Raw genomic sequence first — 18,370 nt, 5'->3', positions numbered from 1 at the left:
CGCGGCGGGGTCAGCTTAAAGCATGCCGGGGGTGGGGGTGGCAGGCGGTTGCTGGGCACGTTCGGCCCGCACGTCCATCAGCATGGCGTCGCTGGAGGCCTGGAACACGCGCAGCCCGAACGCCGGCAGGATCGCCAGCAGGTGGTCGAAGATGTCCGACTGCACGCCTTCGTATTCGCCCCAGGCGGTGCTGCGGGTGAAGCAGTACAGCTCCAGCGGCAGGCCTTCGGTGGTGGGCTGCAGCTGGCGTACCAGCAGGGTCATGTCGGGGTTGATGCCGGGGTGGCTGCCGAGGTAGCGCTCCACGTAGGCCCGGAAGGTACCCAGGTTGGTGACGCGCCGGCTGTTGATGTCGCCCGCTCCGCGGGCGCGCAGTTCGGCGTTCCACTGCCCCAGTTCGGTGTCCTTGTCACGCAGGTAATCAGCCAACAGGGCAAACTGGCCGACCTGTGCCCGTGCCTGGTCATCCATGAAACCGACGCTGTGCTGGTCCAGGAACAGCGCGCGCTTGATCCGGCGGCCACCGGACTCCTGCATGCCGCGCCAGTTCTTGAACGATTCGGTGACCAGCTTCTTGGTCGGGATGGTGGTGATGGTCTTGTCGAAGTTCTGCACCGTGACGGTGTGCAGGGCGATGTCGATGACATCGCCGTCGGCATTCTGGCTGGGCATTTCGATCCAGTCACCCAGGCGGATCCGGCCATCCCCGCTGATCTGCACGCTGGCCACCAGCGAAAGGATGGTGTCCTGGAAAATCAACATCAGCACCGCCGTGGCCGCGCCCAGGCCAGTGACCAGGTAACGCAGTTCCACACCGGCGAGCGTGGCCACGATCGCCAGCCCGGCAATCGCGAAAATGACGATCTTGGCGACCTGCAGGTAGCCCTTGATCGGCTTGTTGCGCGCGTCTGGCCGGCGTTCGTACAGATCGTTTGCGGCGTCCAGTGCATGCGACAGCGCCATCGAGACGGTCAGGATGGCCCAGGCCTGGCAGGCCGCGACGATGAACGCCACCAGCCCGACCGGCAGGTCCGGCACGTAGGCGATGCCGGAGGCGATGACCTGGCTGGGCACCACGTTCGACAGGCGTGAGATCACCCGCATTACATTGCTGCCGCGGCCGGAATCGGCCCCCGGCAGGCGCGCGAGCAGGCGGCGCAGGCCACGCAGCAGGATGCGCTTGGTGACCCAGTTGGCCAGCGCGGCGGCGATCACCAGTGCCGACAGCATCAGTGCGAGATAGGCACCGGGATACGGCGCCAACGAATCCTGCAGGCTGTCCAGCCAGTTCACCACCACTACTGCATCCACGACCAGGTTGCCTCCGCTTTCTTCTGTCTGTCTGGGTTGCCGACCGGAATCGGCGCTATGGGATCAAGGGGCCCGTTGCCGTTCGATGATCACGCCGACCGAGCGCGCACCGCGCACCGCGCCAGGCTTGCTGAGCTTCAGCCGCAGCCACTGCACGTCGAATTCCTGCAGCACGATCTCCGCGCAGCGCTCGGCCAGGGTTTCCACCAGGCCGAAGTCCGACGCCCGCACGTACTCCTGCAGCCGGTTGCTGACGGCCTTGTAGTTCAGCGTGTGCTCGATGTCGTCGGTGGCGGCCGGACGACGGTTGTCGAAGCCCATTTCCAGGTCGAATACCAGCGTCTGGCGGATCCGTCGTTCCCAGTCGTAGATACCGATCAGGGCGTCGATCTCCAGCCCTTCGATGAATACCTTGTCCATGATGCCTGCCGCACGAAAGAGGCCGTCATGGTAACGGGACCCGCCGCGAGGTGCAGGGACGTGGGATGAACAACGGGGCCTGGGAAAAACAGAGGGCCCTGCTAGCGGGCCCTCTGGTACTGCCATTGTCCCCGGGGGGGACCGAGGTTTTCGGTCGCGATTCCCGGCGGCTCGTTGGGAAATCCTAAGCCCGGCCTGCCTGCGCTTCAATAGCCAAATACGACGGCACCAGACCGACCACCAGAATGCGGCGATTACTGACCGACAGTCCTACCCTGCCCTGATGGATGACCTGGATTCTCATGGGCAGATTGATCGCACCGCCTTTCGTGCCCTTCCAGCCCATGCGCAGACAGATTGATCTGGAGCGACTCGTTTCGAAGGCGCGATGGTCGACCTACCTGCACGCAGCTGCGATGGCGGATACGTGCCCGACATTGCTCTATCTGTGGAACATGCGTCTTTGTGGCGCGTTGCTCATGCCACTGCATCTGGTGGAAATTCTTGTGCGGAATGCAGCTGCGGAAGCACTCGGGGCTCAGCACGGCCCCACGTGGCCGCACAGTGACGCCTTTCGCCGGCGACTACCGCAGGTCCATAGCGGGTACTGCGCCGGTACCGAGCTGGAGAAGGCGGTTCGCCGCTCCGCGCGGGTAGACGACGTAGTGGCTGGCCTCAGCTTTGCTTTCTGGCATCAGCTGTTTACCCGGCGGTTCGATCAGAGCCTGTGGATGACCGGATTCAGTCGAGTATTCCCCCATGCGCTACCGCTACCTTCGCATGCACTGCGCGCTGCTGCGTACGCGGACCTGTCACGCCTGCGCCAGCTCCGCAACCGGATCGCCCATCACGAGCCCATCTTCCACCGGGATATCAGGGCGGACCTCGCCGCAGCGACACGGATCATCCATTCCCGCAGTCCCTCCACTCTGGACTGGTTGCTGCACCACGAAGGTGCCACCTCGCTGCTCGCCACTTCACCGCTGGAGGGAAAGATCGCTCCCCCGCTGTAGCGGCCCATCACACCGCCGGTAGCGTCGCCATGTCCCAGCGCGGGGTAACGTCCACGCGCGGCGGATTGTGCTGGCCGGCCTGCAGCCGCAGTGCACCGGCAAAGGCGATCATCGCGCCGTTGTCGGTGCACAGCGCCGGGCGCGGGAAGCATGCCCTGCCACCCAGTTTGGCGGCCATTTCCTGCAGCCGCACGCGCAGGCGCCTGTTCGCGCCCACACCGCCGGCCACCACGATCACATTGGTGCCGGCCGCTTCCAGCGCGCGTCCACATTTGATCACCAACGTCTCCACTACGGCATCTTCGAAGCCGCGTGCGATGTCGGCGCGGGTCTGCTCGCTCTGATCGCTGTCGCGCCAGGCCAGCAGCACCTGGGTCTTCAGCCCGGAGAAGCTGAAATCCAGCCCGGGGCGGTCGGTCATCGGGCGCGAGAAACGGTAGGCGCCCGGGCGGCCCTGTTCGGCCAGCGCGGCCAACTGCGGGCCCCCCGGATACGGCAGGCCCATCATCTTGGCGGTCTTGTCGAAGGCTTCGCCGGCGGCATCGTCCAGCGTCTCGCCCAGCAGCCGGTACTGGCCGATGGCCTCCACCGCCACCAGCTGGGTATGCCCGCCAGACACCAGCAGGGCCACGAACGGCGCCTGCGGCGGGTCGTCTTCCATCAGCGGTGCCAGCAGGTGGCCTTCCATGTGGTGCACGCCCACGGCCGGCACTTCCAGCGCCCAGGCCAGCGAACGCGCCACCCCGGCGCCCACCAGCAGCGCGCCGACCAGACCGGGACCGGCGGTATAGGCCACCCCGTCGATGTCGCCGACGGTCATGCCAGCTTCGTCCAGCGTCTGCCGGATCAGTGGCAACAACTTGCGCACATGGTCACGGCTGGCCAGTTCCGGCACCACCCCACCGTATTCGGCGTGCAGCGCGATCTGGCTGTACACCGCATGGGCGCGCAGGGCTTCAATGCCGGTGAGGTCGGTGTCATACACCGCCACGCCGGTCTCATCGCACGATGATTCAATACCAAGGACTCGCATGTGGTGTATTATGCGCCCCCTGCGTGCTCCTCAGGGGCGATGCAGGCCCTTGAGATGCAAGAAAACCGGCCCGTATTCAGGCCGGGATGCTTGCAGTTTGTCGAAGCGCCGCTATAATGTGCGGCTCGCCGGGTATAGACCCGGTTCTACACAGTGTCCGGAGATTCCATGCCCAGCGTCAAAGTCCGCGAGAACGAACCTTTTGAGTTTGCTCTTCGCCGCTTCAAGCGCACTTGCGAAAAGGCCGGTGTGCTGGCCGAAACCCGTAAGCGCGAGTTCTACGAAAAGCCGACCCAGGAACGTAAGCGCAAGGCTGCTGCTGCAGTGAAGCGTCAGCTGCGCCGTTCGTCGCGCGACGTTACCAAGCGTCAGCGCCTGTACTGATCGGACGCACTCATGGCGACAGGTTCTGCCTGTCGCGGTGGGGAAGAAGCCGGCACGCGCAAGCGTCGCCGGCTTTTTGCGTTCCCGGGCTGCCGCCACGGCGCCCCCTAATTAGCCTGACCCACGACATACGAGGTGCCCGATGAGCATGAAGCTGAAGCTGACCGACGACATGAAGGCCGCCATGAAGAGCGGCGACAAGCACACCCTGGGCGTGGTCCGCCTGATCAAGGCCGCCGTCCAGCAGAAGGAAGTAGACGAGCGCATCGAACTGGACGACACCGCCGTGATCGCCGTGCTGGACAAGATGGTCAAGCAGCGCAAGGACTCGATCAGCCAGTACGAAGCGGCCAACCGTGAAGACCTGGCGCAGATCGAGCGCGACGAAATGGTCGTGATCGAGCGGTACCTGCCGGCCAAGATGGGCGAAGCCGATATCATCGCCGCCATCCAGGCCGCCGTAGCGGAGACCGGCGCGACCAGCCCGGCCGACATCGGCAAGCTGATGGGCGCACTGAAGCCGAAGGTCGCCGGCAAGGCCGACATGGGCCTGGTGTCCAAGCTGGTCAAGCAGCAGCTCGCAGGCTGACGCGAACACCTGCCCCGGTAGCGCCGAGCCACGCTCGGCGGACCGCGTCAGACCGCCTTGAAGCAAAGCCGCCGGGCGCCTCCCGGCGCCACCCTGCCCCACGCTTCACCCATTCTTCGACCTGCGGCTGGTAAAACAGCCCGCATGCCAGATCCGAATACCCCCGCCACCGCGCAGCCGCACAGCGCCGTCCCCGGTCCATTGCGCAAGTACGTGGACCGGCTCAACCGCAGCTTCCCGATGGCAGTGCTCAACCGCTTCATCGAAGTGGACGTGCTGAGCCAGGCCGCCGCCGTGTCCTTCTACGCCCTGCTGTCGATGGCACCGCTGCTGGTGCTGCTGTTGTGGCTGACCGCATCACTGTACCCGCCAGCCCAGCAGGCGCTGGTCGAGCAGATCGGCACCGCCGCCGGCAACAGCGTGGCGGTGGTCGCTGAAACCGTGTTGAAGAACGCCGACCAGCAACCCAGCATCGGCTCGCTTGCCGGTATCTGGAGCACCCTGCTGCTGTTCATCGGTGCCACGGCGGTGTTCGCCCAGTTGCAGGGCGCGCTCAACCTGATCTTCCGCACCAGCGGCGAGCGCCTGGACGGGCTGGCCGCCTGGCTGCGCAAACGCGTGTTCTCCTTCGGCGTGGTACTGGCACTGGGCCTGCTGCTGGTGGTGTCGATGACCGCCACCACCATGCTGCAGGTGGCCTTTGCGCAGCTGCCTTCGCTGCTGCCGGCGCTGGGTTACATCAGCACGCTGCTGCTGTATACGGTGGCCTTCGCCTTCATGTACCACTATCTGCCGGACCGGCGCGTGGCGTGGCGCCAGGCCTTCATCGGCGGCGCCATCACCTCGGCGCTGTTCGCCCTCGGCCGCTATGGGATCGGCGTGTACATCGCACAGGTCGCACCGGGCAGCGCGTACGGTTCGATGGGCGCACTGGTGATCTCGCTGGTCTGGATCTACTACGCCATGGTGGTGTTCTTCGTCGGTGCGCTGATGACCTCGGTGATCGACGAACGCCTGCGCGCGCAGAACCACCTGGCTGCAGCCGGCATCGTGCCGCCCAAGCCGGGCGCGGCCGCCGGCAACGGGTAAACTAGGCAGACTTCCCGTTCGCCCGCACTGCCTTCCGGCGGTGCCCTGCCGGTTGCCATGGCCCGCATTCCAGACGCTTTCATCGACGACCTGCTGGCCCGCTCCGACATCGTCGAGGTGGTGGGCAGCCGCGTGCCGCTGAAGCGCCAGGGCAAGGAATACGCGGCGCGTTGCCCGTTCCATGACGAACGCTCGGCCTCGTTCACCGTATCGCCCACCAAGCAGTTCTATCACTGCTTCGGCTGCGGCGCGCACGGCACCGCGATCAGCTTCCTGATGAACTACGACCGCCTCGAATTCCTCGATGCGGTGGACGAACTGGCCAAGCGGGTCGGCATGGAAGTGCCGCGCAGCGAGAACCCGCGCAGTGCGCAGCAGCAGGACGAAGGCCGCGAACTGTATTCGGCGCTGGATGCGGCCGCGCGCTTCTTCCAGAAGAACCTGGAAGACAGCGAGAAGGCCCGCACCTACCTGGACGGCCGCGGCGTGGACGAAGCCAACCGCACGCGTTTCCAGATCGGCTATGCGCCGGATGGCTACAGCGGGCTGCGCGATGCGCTGGGCAAGGACGAGCGGCGGATGAAGCTGCTCGACCGTGCCGGCCTGTTCTCCAAGAACGATCGCGGCCATGTCTACGACAAGTTCCGCGACCGGGTGATGTTCCCGATCTTCGACCGCCGCGGCCGGGTGATCGCCTTCGGCGGCCGCGTGTTCGAGAAGGACGACGGCCCGAAGTACCTCAACTCACCGGAAACCGCGCTGTTCCACAAGGGACGCGAACTGTATGGCCTATGGCAGGTGCGCCAGGCCAACCAGAAGATCGAGCGGTTGATCGTGGTCGAAGGCTACATGGACGTGGTGTCGCTGTTCCAGTTCGGGGTCACCCAGGCGGTGGCCACGCTGGGCACGGCGACCACGCCGGACCATGCCGAGCTGCTGTTCCGCAACGCGCCGGACGTGTTCTTCTGCTTCGATGGCGATGCGGCCGGCCGGCGCGCCGGCTGGAAGGCGCTGGAATCGGTGCTGCCGCGCATGAAGGATGGCCGCCAGGCCTTCTTCCTGTTCCTGCCCGATGGCGAGGACCCCGACACCATCGTGCGCAAGGAAGGCGCCGAAGCCTTCGATGAGCGCCTGAAACAGGCCACGCCGCTGTCGCAGTTCTTCTTCGACGAGCTGACCCGCGAGATCAACCTCGGTACGCTGGATGGCAAGGCCCGGCTGGCCGAGCGTGCGAAGCCGATGCTGGCGCAGATTCCCGATGGTGCCTTCGGTGACCTGATGAAGCAGCAGCTGGGCGTGCTGACCGGGCTGGGCGGCAGCCCCGCGCAGCGTCCGCAGCAGGGCCCGCGGGCGACGTCGGGCCGCCCGGTCACGCCGGTGGCGAAACGCAGCCTGGTCCGCGCGGCGATCGCGATCCTGCTGCAGCAGCCCTCGCTGGCGATGTCACTGGGCGGGCAGCACCATTTCCACGGCCTGCGCCTGCCTGGCGTCGAGCTGCTGCTGGAGCTGCTGGCGCTGGTCGAACAACGCCCGGACATCAGCACCGGCGCGCTGCTGGAACACTTCGACGGCCGCGAGGAGCAGGCGTCGCTGCATACACTGGCGGCGCAGACGCTGGCCGGCGACGAAGCAAAGTGGACCGAAGAGCTGCACGATGCGGTGGGCCAACTGGAAAAGCAGCTGCTGTTCCAGCGCATCGAAGACCTTAACGCCAAGCAGCGACAACACGGCTTGGACGATACTGACAAATTCGAAATGCGCGAGCTGCTGAAGGCCCGCGCCAGCCTGCGCATCTGATCGCGTGGGCGCCTGCCAAGGAGCCTGCCTGACATGACACGCTGGTGGTCGCGACTGCGACCGGACAACTTCACCCTTGCCCTGCTGGGCACCGTGCTGCTGGCCTCGTTGCTGCCGATGACCGGCCCCGCCGCGCTGGTACTGGACGATGTCACCAACGTGGCGATCGGCCTGCTGTTCTTCCTGCACGGCGCGCGCCTGCCGCGTGAAGCGGTGATCGGTGGCCTGCTGCACTGGCGCCTGCACCTGCTGATCCTGGCCTGCACCTTCGTGCTGTTCCCCCTGCTGGGCCTGCTGCTCCATCCGTTGTCCGGCTGGCTGCTCACGCCGGAGCTGTACCTGGGCGTGCTGTTCCTGTGCACCCTGCCCTCCACGGTCCAGTCGTCCATCGCGTTCACTTCGATGGCGCGCGGCAATGTGCCGGCGGCGGTGTGCAGCGCATCGCTGTCGTCCATCCTCGGTGTGTTCCTGACGCCGCTGCTGCTGACCGCGCTGGCCGGCACCCAGGGCGGCATCCACAATCCGCTGCAGGCCATCGGCGGCATCATGCTGCAGCTGCTGGTGCCGTTCGTAGCCGGCCACCTGCTGCGTCCGTGGATCGCCGGTTGGGTGGAACGCCAGCGCGCGCTGCTGCGCTACACCGACCAGGCCACCATCCTGCTGGTGGTGTATTCGGCATTCGGTGCGGCCGTGACCGAAGGTCTGTGGTCGAAGACCCCGCTGATCTCGCTGGCCGCGGTCGCGGTGGTGGCGGCGGTACTGCTGGGCATCGCGATGCCGCTGATCACGCTGGCCGCACGCAAGCTGCATTTCAGCCGCGAAGACGAGATCGCGATCGTGTTCTGCGGCTCCAAGAAAAGCCTCGCCACCGGCATCCCGATCGCCAAGGTGTTGTTCGCCGGCGGCAGCCTCGGCGCGATCGTGCTGCCGGTGATGATCTACCACCAGATCCAGCTGATCGTGTGCGGGGTCATCGCCCAGCGCTACGCCAAAGAAGCGCGGTAAGCCGGTAAGCCGGTAACCCGGTAGCGCCGAGCCATGCTCGGCGGCTTTCTGCAGCGGCGCCTGAACCACCCCGCCGAGCATGGCTCGGCGCTACCAAGGTGGCTGGCTCCACGCGCGGGTAGTGACGGCCGCTGGCAGTCAATCGAACAAGCGCGCCACGCTGAACTTCGGCATCCACACGATCAAGTCGTACATGCGGTCTTCGGCCGTTTCCACGCGCGGTGGGCGCGCCGGCCGTGCACGTAGCGGAAGCGCCTGGCAGCGCTGCATGCACGCCCAGAACTGCCCCTCCAGTGCCTCCAGCCTGACACTGTAGAGATCGAGATCCACGAGCTGCGAAGCCATCGGTCGCTGTTGCATTTCCGCCGGTGCATCTGCCGGACGCCTGCGCATCGCGTGCACGTTGCCAGCCAGCACCACCAGCCGAGCGTGGCTCGGGGCTTCATGATGCAGGCGGCGAAGCGCTTTGGCCTGTGCATCGTCGCGCGACTGGTTACCGTGCTCGCTGATGTCTTCGTCATAGCCAAGCACCTTCACGTCGCGATGCTGCTTCGCAAGCACACGCATGGCTTCGATCAATTCCAACATGTCGCGACTGCGACGCCCGTCGTGCTGGTCATCAGTCACTTTCCAGAACTGACGGGCCTGCAGCACGCGGCGCGCTTCGGTATCGCCGTCCGAATCCAGATAGGCCTGCAGCGACGCATTTTCGCCACGCGGCATCTCCAGCGCGAGTACCAGCGGGGTACCGTCACGGCTGTAATCATCAGCCAACTGCGCAACAAGGAGAGGCGTCTCGCGCGTGCCGTGGTACTCGCCCAGCACCAGCAGGCGATGAGCGCCGGCGTGCTCACGGATCTGCGCGGCAAGTGTTTCATCGGCCAATGCGGGGCTGGCCATCAGCAAAAGGCTCAGCAACGCGGTGCAGACAATTCGCATCCATCGGTACATCCACCACCTCGCATCCTTCGGGTCGTCCTGCGAAGGGTGGCGGCGTGGTGCATCAGATTCAAGGGAAATGCGGTAGCGGGATATCCGCGAAGAGCGTGACGACCAACGGTCGTCACCCACCAGGAGCAGATCATCGTGCGCCGGTAGCGCCGAGCCATGCTCGGCGGCTTTCTGCATCGGCGCCTGAAACATCCCGCCGAGCGTGGCTCGGCGCTACCAAGGCGGCTGGCTCCACGCGCGGGTAGTGAGGGTCGCTGGCCGTCAATCCCGACCAGGCGTTACAGCCAGGGCAGGATCCAGTGGTCCACCAGCAGGAAGGCGAACAGCGCCATCAGGTAGACCACCGACCAGTTGAACATCTTCATCGAGAACAGTTCATCCGGCGGGTCCTGCATGCGCCAGGCGTACCAGAGGAACACGGCATTCAATACGATCGCCCCGCCCAGGTAGAACGGTCCGCTCATGCCAACCACGTAGGGCAGCACGCAGATGATCGCCAGCACGATCGAATACGCCAAGATCTGCTTGCGGGTGTGCACCACGCCGTGGGTGACCGGCAGCATCGGGATCTTCGCCTTGGCGTAGTCTTCGCGGCGGAAGATCGCCAGCGCCCAGAAGTGCGGCGGTGTCCAGATGAAGATGATCAGCACCAGCAGCGCCGAATACCACCAGTCCGCCGAGGTCTGCATCCCGGTGACCGCGGCCCAGCCGAGCATCGGCGGCATCGCGCCGGCCAGTCCGCCGATGACGATGTTCTGCGAGGTGGCACGCTTGAGGTAGACGGTGTAGATCACCGCATAGCCGATCAGCGAGGCGAAGGTGAGGATGGCGGTGATGACGTTGACCCACACCACCAGGATCGTCATGGACAGCACGATCAGCACGCCGGCAAAAGCCAGCACCTGCCACGGCTTGACCTTGCCGACCACCAGCGGGCGCCACGAGGTGCGCGCCATCTGCGCATCGATCTTGGCATCCAGCAGCTGGTTGATCGCCGCCGCGGCGGAGGCCGACAGCCAGATGCCGAGGAAGCCGAGCGCGCCAAGGCGCACCTGCTCCCAACTGGGTACGCCGGGGATCGCGAGGACCATGCCGACCAGCGCGGTGAATATGATGAGGGCAACGACCTTGGGCTTGGTCAGGTCCCAGTACTGACGATAAGTGGCCATGGCGTCAGTCCGGTGCCCGCAGGCGGGCCAGCAGGCTGACCATCACGAACAGCAGCAGCACCGCCCCGCCGTTGTGCAGCACCGCCACCGGCAGCGGCAGTGCCATCTTGACGTTGGCGATGCCCAGGCTGATCTGTGCGATGAGGCCGATGATCAACGCCACGGCCCAGCCGCGCATGCTCGGCGTCCGGAACAAACGCACGCCCAGCCACAGCAGGTACGCCGCCACTACGATGGCGAACATGCGGTGGCCCATCTGGATGGCGATGCGCGAAGCGCCATCGAGGATGCCGCCTTCGTAATCCACGCCGATGCCGCGCCACAGGGTGAAGCCTTCGGCGAAGTTCTGCTGCGGCCACCACTGGTTGGCACAACGCGGGAAGTTGTCCAGCGACAGGCTGCCGCCACCACAGGCCAGCGCGGCGTAGTTGGCGCTGACCCAGCCGCCCAGTGCGATCTGCACGGTCAGCACGGCGACGCCGATGCGCAGCAGCCATTTCAGCTTCGGTGCTTCGGCCAGGGTGATCGGCAGGTGGGTCGCGCGCCAGGCCATCCAGGCCAGCATCGCGAACATCAGCATGCCGCCCAGCAGGTGGCCCATCACCACGATCGGCTTGAGCAGCCAGGTGACGGTCCACATGCCCAGCAGCGCCTGGAAGATCACCACGGCCAGGGTCAACACGGCGGCGCGTGCGAGGTCGCTGTTGCTCCAGCGGAACGCGGCAACCAGCAGGATCACCTCGCCGAGCAGCGCCAGCACACTGGCGGTGGCATGCCAGCCCAGCATGTACAGCGGGATGCCTGCGGCCACCAGCACGCAGGCGGTGACTACCGCGGTGCTGCCGAAACGACGTCGACGCGTGGCCAGCAGGGCCAGGGCGAGGATCTCGATGCCGAGCGCGCCGGCCAGGAAGCGATGCACCTGTTCGCGCCACGCCTTGTGCGTTTCCAGCGGGCGGATGTCCGCGGCCGGATGGCCGATGGTTTCTTCCACGTGCTGCGGCCAGGTGGCCTGCCCATAGCAGGTCGGCCAGTCAGGGCAGCTCAGGCCGGCATCGGACAGGCGCACGAAGGCACCGAACAGGATGGTGCTCGCGGTCATGATCATCGCGAACCACGCCAGGCGGTGGAAATTACGCTGCAGCGCCGGACGCGCGGAAAGGCTCATCAAACAAGGCTCACTTCAGTTTCAGCAACGTGGACAGGTCCTTGCGCAGGCCACCGAGGTCGGTGCCGGGCGCATGGCGCATGATCACGAAGCCGTTCGGATCGACGATGTAGACCGGCACGCCGGCCGGGTCGTCGACACCGGGCAATGCAGCGCGCAGTGCCGGCGAAGGTGCCAGCGCGCGCAGTGCAGGGGTTCCAGCCAGGGGCGCCGGCGGCGTTCCCAGCCAAAGGATCTCTACATTATCGGCGTTATGGCCGAACAGCTGCCACACCTTGGCCAGTCCCTGCGACAAAGTGACGCACTGTTCGGCGCACGCGGCGGGCGGTGCGACCAGGATGCGCCAGATCTTTTCCTCGCCCTTCCAGGCATAGGGCGCGCCGCTCGCCAACAGGGGCGGCTGCAGGCGCAGGTCCACCGGCGGCTGCAGCAGCTGGCCGACGTTCTTGTGGGCCGCCGGCTGCCAGCCGGAAAAGCGCAGCACGCCAGCCAGCGCCATCGCGCCGAAGAACAGGACGAACAGCAGCACCAGAGTCCGGCGACCCTTGCCGCGCCCGGTGTCCTGCGGTGACGTAGCAGCATTCATGGGCAGCATTTTCTCATGTTGGGAAGGGGTGTGCCGGTGGGTTGTGGTGGGTTCGGTGGGTGACGACCGTTGCGCGTCACGCTTCTGCTCCGGGCAAGAGCGTGACGACCAACGGTCGTCACCCACCCAGGACGAGCGGTCGTCACCTACGGATTGACGGCCAGCGGCCGTCACTACCGCCGGCGGCGGCGCCATTCCAGCACCAGCGCCACCACCAGCACGGTCAGGGCCAGGCCGAACCATTGCACGGCATAGCCCAGGTGGCGCTGCGGCGGCAGCGTATTGGGCAGCAGGTCGAGGTCGCGCTCGTCGCCGAACGGCAGCGCCGGATCCAGCCGCAGTACGCGCGCAGGCAGGCCAGGCAGGCCCAGCAGGGGCGCCAGCGCGCCGGCCTGCAGTCGACTGGCCAGCCAGCGCTGCGGGCCCGCCGGGGTCGTCACCGGTCCCAGTGCCAGCCCCGGTGCCGGCGCGGGCGCCAGCAGCCCGCGTACGGCCACCGGCGAGGGCGGCGGTGCTACGTCGGGCAGCGCGCGATCGGCCGGCAGCGGACGCCAGCCCAGGTCCACCAGCAGCACCACGCCATCATCGCTGCGAAACGGACGGTAGACCTTCACCCCGGCGCGGCCCTCGCGCATCTGGTTGTCCAGCAGCACGAGCCCCGACAGGAAGCGGCCGTGGTCGACGATGCCGTGCACGGGGCCGGCAGCGTCCAGCGCGCGCGACAGGGTAGTGGGAGGTTGCGCGGTCGCCACGGCCTGCGCCTGCAACAGCGCCTGCTTCTGCTGCATGCGCTGCAGCTGCCAGTAGCCGAGCAGGCAGAACACCGTCATCGCCACCAGGGCCAACACCCAGCCCAGCGACCGCGTGTGCCGTCGCATCATGACAAACGGCCGCAAACGCGGTCAGATAGGAGCATCCGCCCCGCCATCGAGCCGCGCATGAACGATTCGCTGAAGACCCTGCTGGTGATCGCGTTCCTCATCGTCATCGTCTGGAACCTGGGCGCCGGCCTGTACTACCTGCTGGTGGATCGGGGACAGACCAAGCGCACCGTCAATGCGCTGACCCGGCGCATCGCGGTGTCGGTGGCGCTGATCCTGCTCGTGGTCATCGGCATCTGGGGCGGCTGGATCCAGCCGCACGGCATCGCCCGCTGAAGCAATCGTTACGTGGATCAAAGCACGTAGACGAACAGGAACAGCATCAGCCACACCACGTCGACGAAGTGCCAGTACCACGCCGCCGCTTCGAAGCCGAAATGGTTGTCGCGGGTGAAGTGGCCCTTGGCCGCGCGCAGCCACATCACCGCCAGCATGATCGTGCCCAGCAGCACGTGCGCGCCGTGGAAGCCGGTCAGCATGAAGAACGTGGAACCGTAGATGCCCGAGCCGAGGGTGAGGTTGAGCTCGGTGTAGGCGTGGATGTACTCCTCCGCCTGCAGGGTCAGGAACACCAGTCCCAGCACCACGGTGATGCCCAGCCAGGTCAGCAGCTGGCGGCGATGGCCGGCCTTCAGTGCGTGGTGGGCGATGGTCAGGGTGACGCCGGAGGTCAGCAGGATCAGCGTATTGATCAGCGGCAGGCCCCACGCCGGGATGGTCTGGAACTGGCCGCCGATCGCCGCTGGGCCGTTGGTCGGCCAGCCGGCCGAATAACCACCCCACAGCAGCTCGTTGGTCATCACCCCGTCGCCCTCGCCGCCCAGCCATGGCAGCCCCAGCGCACGGGTATAGAACAGCGCACCGAAGAAGGCGCCGAAGAACATCACTTCGGAGAAGATGAACCACACCATCCCCATCCGGAACGAACCATCCACCTGCTGGTTGTAGTGGCCGGCCTGCGATTCACGAACCACGTCGCTGAACCACCAGAACAGGGTCAGCACCAGCATCGCCAGCCCGGTGAAGAAACTCCACTTGCCCCATGTTGCGTCGTTGAGCCAACTGGCCACGCCGACCATGGTCACCATCATCGCGATGGAGCCGATGAACGGCCATCGGCTGTGGGTCGGCACGTAATACGCGTTGGCGTCGGAAGGAAGCTGGGCCATGGTCGTTGTCCGGTTCAGTGGCGCGCTCAGGGCGCGGCGTGCGCATCGGCCGGCACGCTGGCCGGTGCAAGGCGCGCGGAGAGCGCGTCGTTCTTGTAGAAGGTGTAGGACAGGGTGATGGTGCGGATCTCCGGCGGCAGCGAGGGATCAACGATGAAGCGCACCGGCATGTCGCGCTTCTCTCCGGCCTGCAGGGTCTGTGCGGTGAAGCAGAAGCATTCGGTCTTGCTGAAATAGCCCGAGGCGCGCGCCGGCGCCACCGACGGTACGGCGCTGCCGACGATGGCGACCTTGCCATCGTTGCGCGCGAAATACAGCGCTTCGTTGAGCTCGCCGGGCACCACGTCCATGGTCAGCTGTTCGGGATGGAAGGCCCACGGCAACTGCGAGTTCACTCCGCCATCGAACTCCACCCGCACGGTGCGCTTGCCGGCCGCGGCGCCGGCGCTGGCCTGTGCCCCGGGCCCGCGTTCCAGGCGCACGCCGAACACCTTTTCACAGGCGATGCGGTACAGCGGCACCAGCGAGAACGTCAGCAGGAACACCGCCACCGCCACGCCGATCAGGCGCGGCAGGCCGGCATGCCGGGACGGGGCGGTGGCCTGCGGGGCGTTCATCGGCCGATCACCCCGCTTAGGATGAAGCCGACATACACCGCCACCGCTACCGCGCCCACCCACACGGCGGTGCGGCGTGCGCGCTGGCGGCGCAGGGCGATGTCAGCCGATGATGGGTTCGCATCATGCATGTCGCACCTCAGTGACTGATGTCATCGTGGGCCAGGTCGCCCGGGCGGATCACCGGCGGGGTGGTGAAGGTATGCGCCGGCGCCGGTGACGGCACCGTCCATTCCAGCCCACGCGCGCCTTCCCAACTGCGCGCTTCGGCCTTTTCCCCGTTGCGCAGCGAGGCCAGCAGGATCGCGGCCATCATGAACGGGGTGGCGAACATGCCGAACGCACCGATCGAGCTGATCAGGTTCCAGTCGGCGAAGGCCACGCTGTAATCCGGGATGCGCCGCGGCATGCCGGCCAGGCCGAGGAAATGCTGGGGGAAGAACAGCAGGTTGACGAACACGATGGACCACCAGAAGTGGAACTTCGCCCATTTCTCGCTGTACATGCGCCCGGTCCACTTCGGCCACCAGTAGTACACCGCCGCGATCAGCGCGAACACCGCACCGGTGACCAGCACGTAGTGGAAATGCGCGACCACGAAGTAGGTGTCGTGGTACTGGAAATCAGCCGCGACGATGGCCAGCATCAGGCCGGAGAAACCGCCGATGGTGAACAGGATGACGAAGGCGACCGACCACAGCATCGGCGCTTCGAAAGTGAGCGAACCGCGCCACATGGTGCTGACCCAGTTGAATACCTTCACCCCGGTCGGGATGGAGATCAGCATGGTGGCGAACATGAAGTAGATCTCGCCACCCAGCGGCATGCCCACGGTGAACATGTGGTGGGCCCAGACGATGAACGACAGGAAGGCGATCGCCGCGGTGGCGTAGACCATCGCCTGGTAGCCGAACAGCGGCTTGCGGCTGAAGGTGGGGATGATTTCGCTGACCACGCCGAACGCCGGCAGGATCATGATGTACACCTCCGGGTGCCCGAAGAACCAGAAGATGTGCTGGAACATCACCGGGTCACCGCCACCGGCGGCGTTGAAGAAACTGGTGCCGAAGAACTTGTCGGTCAGCAGCATGGTGACCGCGCCGGCCAGCACCGGCATCACCGCGATCAGCAGGAAGGCGGTGATCAGCCAGGCCCAGCAGAAGATCGGCATCTTCAGCAGGTCGATGCCCGGCGCGCGCATGTTGAGCACGGTGGCGATGATGTTGATCGCGCCCATGATGGAACTGATGCCGGCCACGTGGATGGCGAGCACGGTGAAGGCCACGTTGTAGCCCCCCTGCAGCGACAGCGGCGGGTACAGGGTCCAGCCACCGGCCGGTGCGCCACCGGGCAGGAACAGGGTCAGCAGCAGCATGCCGAAGGCCACCGGCAGCAGCCAGAAGGACCAGTTGTTCATGCGCGGCAGCGCCATGTCCGGCGCGCCGATCTGCAGCGGGATCATCCAGTTGGCCAAGCCGACGAAGGCCGGCATCACCCCGCCGAAGATCATCACCAGCGCATGCATGGTGGTCATCTGGTTGAAGAATTCCGGCTTGACGAACTGCAGGCCGGGCTGTGCCAGTTCGGTGCGGATGACCACGCTCATCGCCGCGCCGATGATGAACATGACGAAGCTGAAAAGCAGGTACAGCGTGCCGATGTCCTTGTGGTTGGTGCTGAACAGCCAGCGCTGGAAAAAGCCCTGCGCATGACCGTGGTGTTCGTCGTGCCCAACTGCCGAGTGCGCCATTGCAAAACACCTCTCAGATCGATTTGTCACAGTGGCCGCGATGCGGCCACGGGCGGTTGGGTCAGGCGTCGGTGGTGGGCGCCGGGGCCGGTGCAGCAGCAGGCTCGGCCGGGGTTACCGGTTGCCGTGGCGCGGTGCCGTCGCCGGGCGGCGTGGCGGTCTCCGGCGCATTCGGCGTGGCAGGCGCGGCAGCAGGCGCCGGCTTCTTCTGCGCCAGCCACTGCTTGAAGTCTTCCTTGGACACCGCTTCGACCACGATCGGCATGAAGCCGTGGTCCTTGCCGCACAGTTCAGCGCACTGCCCGCGGTAGACGCCCGGGGTGTCGATGCTGGTCCAGGCCTCGTTGATGAAGCCCGGGATCGCGTCCTGCTTCCAGCCCAGCGCCGGCACCCACCAGGCGTGGATCACGTCGTCGGACGTGATGACGAAGCGCACCTTGGTATCGACCGGCAGCACCAGCCGGTTGTCGACGTCGAGCAGGTAATGCGGATTGCTTTCGCGGGTGGGCACTTTGCCGCTCTGGCGCACGCGGTCGGACTCGCGGTCCAGCCGGCTGGTGAAGTCCACGCCCTCGCCCAGGTACTCATAGCGCCACATCCACTGGTAGCCGGTGACCTTGACGGTCATCTCGGCATCGCGGGTATCGTACATCTTGATCAGGTTGGCGGTGGCCGGCCAGGCCATCACCACCAGGATCACCACCGGGATCACTGTCCAGATGATTTCGGCCTTGGTGTTGTGGCTGAAGGTGGCGGCGACCGCGCCCTTGGACTTGCGGAACTTGAAGATGGCGTAGGCCATCGCACCGAACACGATCACGCCGATGACCGTGACCACGATCAGCGAGAGCATGTTCGATTCCCAGGCCAGTCGCGAGGTCTGGGTGACCCCCCGGCCCATGTTCAACTGCCATGGCTTGGGATCGGCGGACTGCGCCCATCCCATTGCCGGAAATGCCATTCCGGCCGCCACCGTGGCGATCCCGGACACACACCTGCCGCCCCACGCGCTGCTTTGCTTCATTGCCTAGACCCTTGACGTCATCGGTGACCGCCATCGCTGGCGGCGAGCAAGCTTTCAAGCTGGTCCCGGGCCTCAAGCGTCCGTGGGGGACACTGTCGCCGCTGCGTATTCAGATCCCCTGCAGCGCGTTCGGCGCCCTGATCCTGTCGCAGCCGCGTTCCTGCCGCGGGCTACGTCTCGATGGTAGCCCTGCCCTCTCGACACTTACAAGGTCCATTCACGGTAAATACGATGCTGCAGCACAGCAATGTGCCGTCAGCCGATTTGCCGAATTTGGCACATTTTTTCCTGAACGCTCGCATCCAGCTGAATCCTTTACGGGGCGGTGCTATCCGGAATGCTCAAAGGGGCCGGTGAGGGACTATCCGCAGGCCAAAAAATGATTAAAATCGCCAAGTTTTCCACTGGCCGGAC

At 65.9% G+C, this 18,370-nt stretch carries 21 protein-coding genes; 8 read left to right on the top strand and 13 right to left on the bottom strand.

What is annotated here, in order from left to right; all coding sequences use genetic code 11:
- Positions 1 to 15: 15 nt before the first annotated feature.
- Positions 16 to 1,311: a mechanosensitive ion channel family protein gene (locus tag SOM47_RS08625; RefSeq protein ID WP_320505336.1), complete on the bottom strand. Its 1,296-nt coding sequence runs from the start codon at positions 1,309 to 1,311 to the stop codon at positions 16 to 18.
- Positions 1,312 to 1,374: 63 nt separating this feature from the next.
- On the bottom strand, positions 1,375 to 1,731 hold the full coding sequence (gene folB / locus SOM47_RS08620; RefSeq protein ID WP_042613538.1) for a dihydroneopterin aldolase: 357 nt from the start codon (positions 1,729 to 1,731) through the stop codon (positions 1,375 to 1,377).
- A 302-nt stretch (positions 1,732 to 2,033) separates the two neighbouring features.
- Between folB and SOM47_RS08615 the strand changes: the two genes are divergently transcribed.
- Complete coding sequence (locus tag SOM47_RS08615) at positions 2,034 to 2,744, top strand: hypothetical protein (RefSeq protein ID WP_320505335.1); 711 nt, start codon at positions 2,034 to 2,036, stop codon at positions 2,742 to 2,744.
- A 7-nt stretch (positions 2,745 to 2,751) separates the two neighbouring features.
- Here SOM47_RS08615 and tsaD read toward each other — a convergent pair whose 3' ends face one another.
- Positions 2,752 to 3,777, bottom strand: coding sequence for a tRNA (adenosine(37)-N6)-threonylcarbamoyltransferase complex transferase subunit TsaD (tsaD, locus tag SOM47_RS08610; RefSeq protein WP_042613537.1), 1,026 nt, complete (start codon positions 3,775 to 3,777; stop codon positions 2,752 to 2,754).
- A gap of 168 nt (positions 3,778 to 3,945) precedes the next feature.
- Between tsaD and rpsU the strand changes: the two genes are divergently transcribed.
- The 5 genes from rpsU to SOM47_RS08585 all read left to right on the top strand — a co-directional run bounded on the left by rpsU (position 3,946) and on the right by SOM47_RS08585 (position 8,641).
- A complete protein-coding gene (gene rpsU / locus SOM47_RS08605) occupies positions 3,946 to 4,161 on the top strand; it encodes a 30S ribosomal protein S21 (RefSeq protein WP_002808376.1) in 216 nt (71 codons plus the stop codon).
- Positions 4,162 to 4,303: 142 nt separating this feature from the next.
- Positions 4,304 to 4,750: a GatB/YqeY domain-containing protein gene (locus SOM47_RS08600; protein WP_042613536.1), complete on the top strand. Its 447-nt coding sequence runs from the start codon at positions 4,304 to 4,306 to the stop codon at positions 4,748 to 4,750.
- Between the two features lie 144 nt (positions 4,751 to 4,894).
- Positions 4,895 to 5,839, top strand: coding sequence for a YihY/virulence factor BrkB family protein (locus SOM47_RS08595; protein WP_042613535.1), 945 nt, complete (start codon positions 4,895 to 4,897; stop codon positions 5,837 to 5,839).
- A 57-nt stretch (positions 5,840 to 5,896) separates the two neighbouring features.
- Complete coding sequence (gene dnaG, locus SOM47_RS08590; protein WP_320505334.1) at positions 5,897 to 7,636, top strand: DNA primase; 1,740 nt, start codon at positions 5,897 to 5,899, stop codon at positions 7,634 to 7,636.
- A 33-nt stretch (positions 7,637 to 7,669) separates the two neighbouring features.
- Positions 7,670 to 8,641 (top strand): bile acid:sodium symporter family protein, encoded by a 972-nt coding sequence (locus SOM47_RS08585; RefSeq protein WP_192084220.1) that lies wholly within the window; start codon positions 7,670 to 7,672, stop codon positions 8,639 to 8,641.
- Between the two features lie 138 nt (positions 8,642 to 8,779).
- On the opposite strand, the gene SOM47_RS08580 is transcribed toward SOM47_RS08585, so the two are convergent.
- The 5 genes from SOM47_RS08580 to SOM47_RS08560 all read right to left on the bottom strand — a co-directional run bounded on the left by SOM47_RS08580 (position 8,780) and on the right by SOM47_RS08560 (position 13,396).
- Complete coding sequence (locus tag SOM47_RS08580; protein ID WP_320505333.1) at positions 8,780 to 9,580, bottom strand: TraB/GumN family protein; 801 nt, start codon at positions 9,578 to 9,580, stop codon at positions 8,780 to 8,782.
- Positions 9,581 to 9,870: 290 nt separating this feature from the next.
- Positions 9,871 to 10,761, bottom strand: a complete 891-nt coding sequence (gene cyoE, locus SOM47_RS08575; protein ID WP_192084219.1) for a heme o synthase — start codon at positions 10,759 to 10,761, stop codon at positions 9,871 to 9,873.
- Between the two features lie 4 nt (positions 10,762 to 10,765).
- Positions 10,766 to 11,929: a COX15/CtaA family protein gene (locus SOM47_RS08570; RefSeq protein WP_042611975.1), complete on the bottom strand. Its 1,164-nt coding sequence runs from the start codon at positions 11,927 to 11,929 to the stop codon at positions 10,766 to 10,768.
- 10 nt (positions 11,930 to 11,939) lie between these two features.
- Entirely contained in the window at positions 11,940 to 12,515 is a 576-nt protein-coding gene (locus tag SOM47_RS08565; RefSeq protein ID WP_320505332.1) for a redox-active disulfide-containing membrane protein, read from the bottom strand.
- A 173-nt stretch (positions 12,516 to 12,688) separates the two neighbouring features.
- The gene (locus tag SOM47_RS08560; protein WP_320505331.1) at positions 12,689 to 13,396 is read right to left on the bottom strand and encodes an SURF1 family protein; all 708 of its coding nucleotides are present in this window, start codon (positions 13,394 to 13,396) and stop codon (positions 12,689 to 12,691) included.
- Between the two features lie 57 nt (positions 13,397 to 13,453).
- Here SOM47_RS08560 and SOM47_RS08555 point away from each other — a divergent pair, with 57 nt between their 5' ends.
- Positions 13,454 to 13,672 (top strand): twin transmembrane helix small protein, encoded by a 219-nt coding sequence (locus tag SOM47_RS08555; RefSeq protein WP_042611977.1) that lies wholly within the window; start codon positions 13,454 to 13,456, stop codon positions 13,670 to 13,672.
- A 17-nt stretch (positions 13,673 to 13,689) separates the two neighbouring features.
- Here the strand turns inward: SOM47_RS08555 and SOM47_RS08550 are convergent, their stop codons facing one another.
- The 5 genes from SOM47_RS08550 to coxB form a co-directional block, all read right to left on the bottom strand.
- Positions 13,690 to 14,565 (bottom strand): cytochrome c oxidase subunit 3, encoded by an 876-nt coding sequence (locus tag SOM47_RS08550; protein ID WP_042611978.1) that lies wholly within the window; start codon positions 14,563 to 14,565, stop codon positions 13,690 to 13,692.
- Positions 14,566 to 14,591: 26 nt separating this feature from the next.
- Positions 14,592 to 15,182 carry a cytochrome c oxidase assembly protein gene (locus SOM47_RS08545; RefSeq protein WP_042611979.1) on the bottom strand — a complete coding sequence of 197 codons (591 nt, stop codon included), beginning with the start codon at positions 15,180 to 15,182 and terminating at the stop codon, positions 14,592 to 14,594.
- Complete coding sequence (locus SOM47_RS08540; protein ID WP_265182981.1) at positions 15,179 to 15,313, bottom strand: hypothetical protein; 135 nt, start codon at positions 15,311 to 15,313, stop codon at positions 15,179 to 15,181. The genes SOM47_RS08545 and SOM47_RS08540 overlap by 4 nt, the downstream gene beginning before the upstream one ends.
- An 8-nt stretch (positions 15,314 to 15,321) precedes the next feature.
- Complete coding sequence (gene ctaD, locus SOM47_RS08535) at positions 15,322 to 16,932, bottom strand: cytochrome c oxidase subunit I (RefSeq protein ID WP_320505330.1); 1,611 nt, start codon at positions 16,930 to 16,932, stop codon at positions 15,322 to 15,324.
- A 61-nt stretch (positions 16,933 to 16,993) separates the two neighbouring features.
- Complete coding sequence (gene coxB / locus SOM47_RS08530; RefSeq protein ID WP_042611981.1) at positions 16,994 to 17,956, bottom strand: cytochrome c oxidase subunit II; 963 nt, start codon at positions 17,954 to 17,956, stop codon at positions 16,994 to 16,996.
- Between the two features lie 23 nt (positions 17,957 to 17,979).
- On the opposite strand from coxB, the gene SOM47_RS08525 reads away from it, so the two are divergent.
- Positions 17,980 to 18,339, top strand: a complete 360-nt coding sequence (locus SOM47_RS08525) for a hypothetical protein (protein ID WP_320505329.1) — start codon at positions 17,980 to 17,982, stop codon at positions 18,337 to 18,339.
- The last annotated feature ends 31 nt before the right edge of the window (positions 18,340 to 18,370 follow it).

The organism is Stenotrophomonas sp. CFBP8980 (genome assembly GCF_034046095.1).
GTDB lineage: Bacteria > Pseudomonadota > Gammaproteobacteria > Xanthomonadales > Xanthomonadaceae > Stenotrophomonas > Stenotrophomonas lacuserhaii.
Note: the sequence above shows the minus strand (reverse complement) of the source record. Positions and strands in the feature narration are given on the sequence as shown.

What these genes read in the sequence shown, in the direction of transcription:
- SOM47_RS08550 (WP_042611978.1), bottom strand. Translation starts at nt 14,565, where the DNA reads ATGGCCCAGCTTCCTTCCGACGCCAACGCGTATTACGTGCCGACCCAC.
- SOM47_RS08595 (WP_042613535.1), top strand. Translation starts at nt 4,895, where the DNA reads ATGCCAGATCCGAATACCCCCGCCACCGCGCAGCCGCACAGCGCCGTC.
- cyoE (WP_192084219.1), bottom strand. Translation starts at nt 10,761, where the DNA reads ATGGCCACTTATCGTCAGTACTGGGACCTGACCAAGCCCAAGGTCGTT.
- SOM47_RS08600 (WP_042613536.1), top strand. Translation starts at nt 4,304, where the DNA reads ATGAGCATGAAGCTGAAGCTGACCGACGACATGAAGGCCGCCATGAAG.
- coxB (WP_042611981.1), bottom strand. Translation starts at nt 17,956, where the DNA reads ATGAAGCAAAGCAGCGCGTGGGGCGGCAGGTGTGTGTCCGGGATCGCC.
- tsaD (WP_042613537.1), bottom strand. Translation starts at nt 3,777, where the DNA reads ATGCGAGTCCTTGGTATTGAATCATCGTGCGATGAGACCGGCGTGGCG.
- SOM47_RS08540 (WP_265182981.1), bottom strand. Translation starts at nt 15,313, where the DNA reads ATGCATGATGCGAACCCATCATCGGCTGACATCGCCCTGCGCCGCCAG.
- SOM47_RS08615 (WP_320505335.1), top strand. Translation starts at nt 2,034, where the DNA reads ATGGGCAGATTGATCGCACCGCCTTTCGTGCCCTTCCAGCCCATGCGC.
- SOM47_RS08545 (WP_042611979.1), bottom strand. Translation starts at nt 15,182, where the DNA reads ATGAACGCCCCGCAGGCCACCGCCCCGTCCCGGCATGCCGGCCTGCCG.
- rpsU (WP_002808376.1), top strand. Translation starts at nt 3,946, where the DNA reads ATGCCCAGCGTCAAAGTCCGCGAGAACGAACCTTTTGAGTTTGCTCTT.
- SOM47_RS08565 (WP_320505332.1), bottom strand. Translation starts at nt 12,515, where the DNA reads ATGAATGCTGCTACGTCACCGCAGGACACCGGGCGCGGCAAGGGTCGC.
- SOM47_RS08560 (WP_320505331.1), bottom strand. Translation starts at nt 13,396, where the DNA reads ATGATGCGACGGCACACGCGGTCGCTGGGCTGGGTGTTGGCCCTGGTG.
- folB (WP_042613538.1), bottom strand. Translation starts at nt 1,731, where the DNA reads ATGGACAAGGTATTCATCGAAGGGCTGGAGATCGACGCCCTGATCGGT.
- ctaD (WP_320505330.1), bottom strand. Translation starts at nt 16,932, where the DNA reads ATGGCGCACTCGGCAGTTGGGCACGACGAACACCACGGTCATGCGCAG.
- SOM47_RS08585 (WP_192084220.1), top strand. Translation starts at nt 7,670, where the DNA reads ATGACACGCTGGTGGTCGCGACTGCGACCGGACAACTTCACCCTTGCC.
- dnaG (WP_320505334.1), top strand. Translation starts at nt 5,897, where the DNA reads ATGGCCCGCATTCCAGACGCTTTCATCGACGACCTGCTGGCCCGCTCC.
- SOM47_RS08580 (WP_320505333.1), bottom strand. Translation starts at nt 9,580, where the DNA reads ATGCGAATTGTCTGCACCGCGTTGCTGAGCCTTTTGCTGATGGCCAGC.
- SOM47_RS08570 (WP_042611975.1), bottom strand. Translation starts at nt 11,929, where the DNA reads ATGAGCCTTTCCGCGCGTCCGGCGCTGCAGCGTAATTTCCACCGCCTG.
- SOM47_RS08555 (WP_042611977.1), top strand. Translation starts at nt 13,454, where the DNA reads ATGAACGATTCGCTGAAGACCCTGCTGGTGATCGCGTTCCTCATCGTC.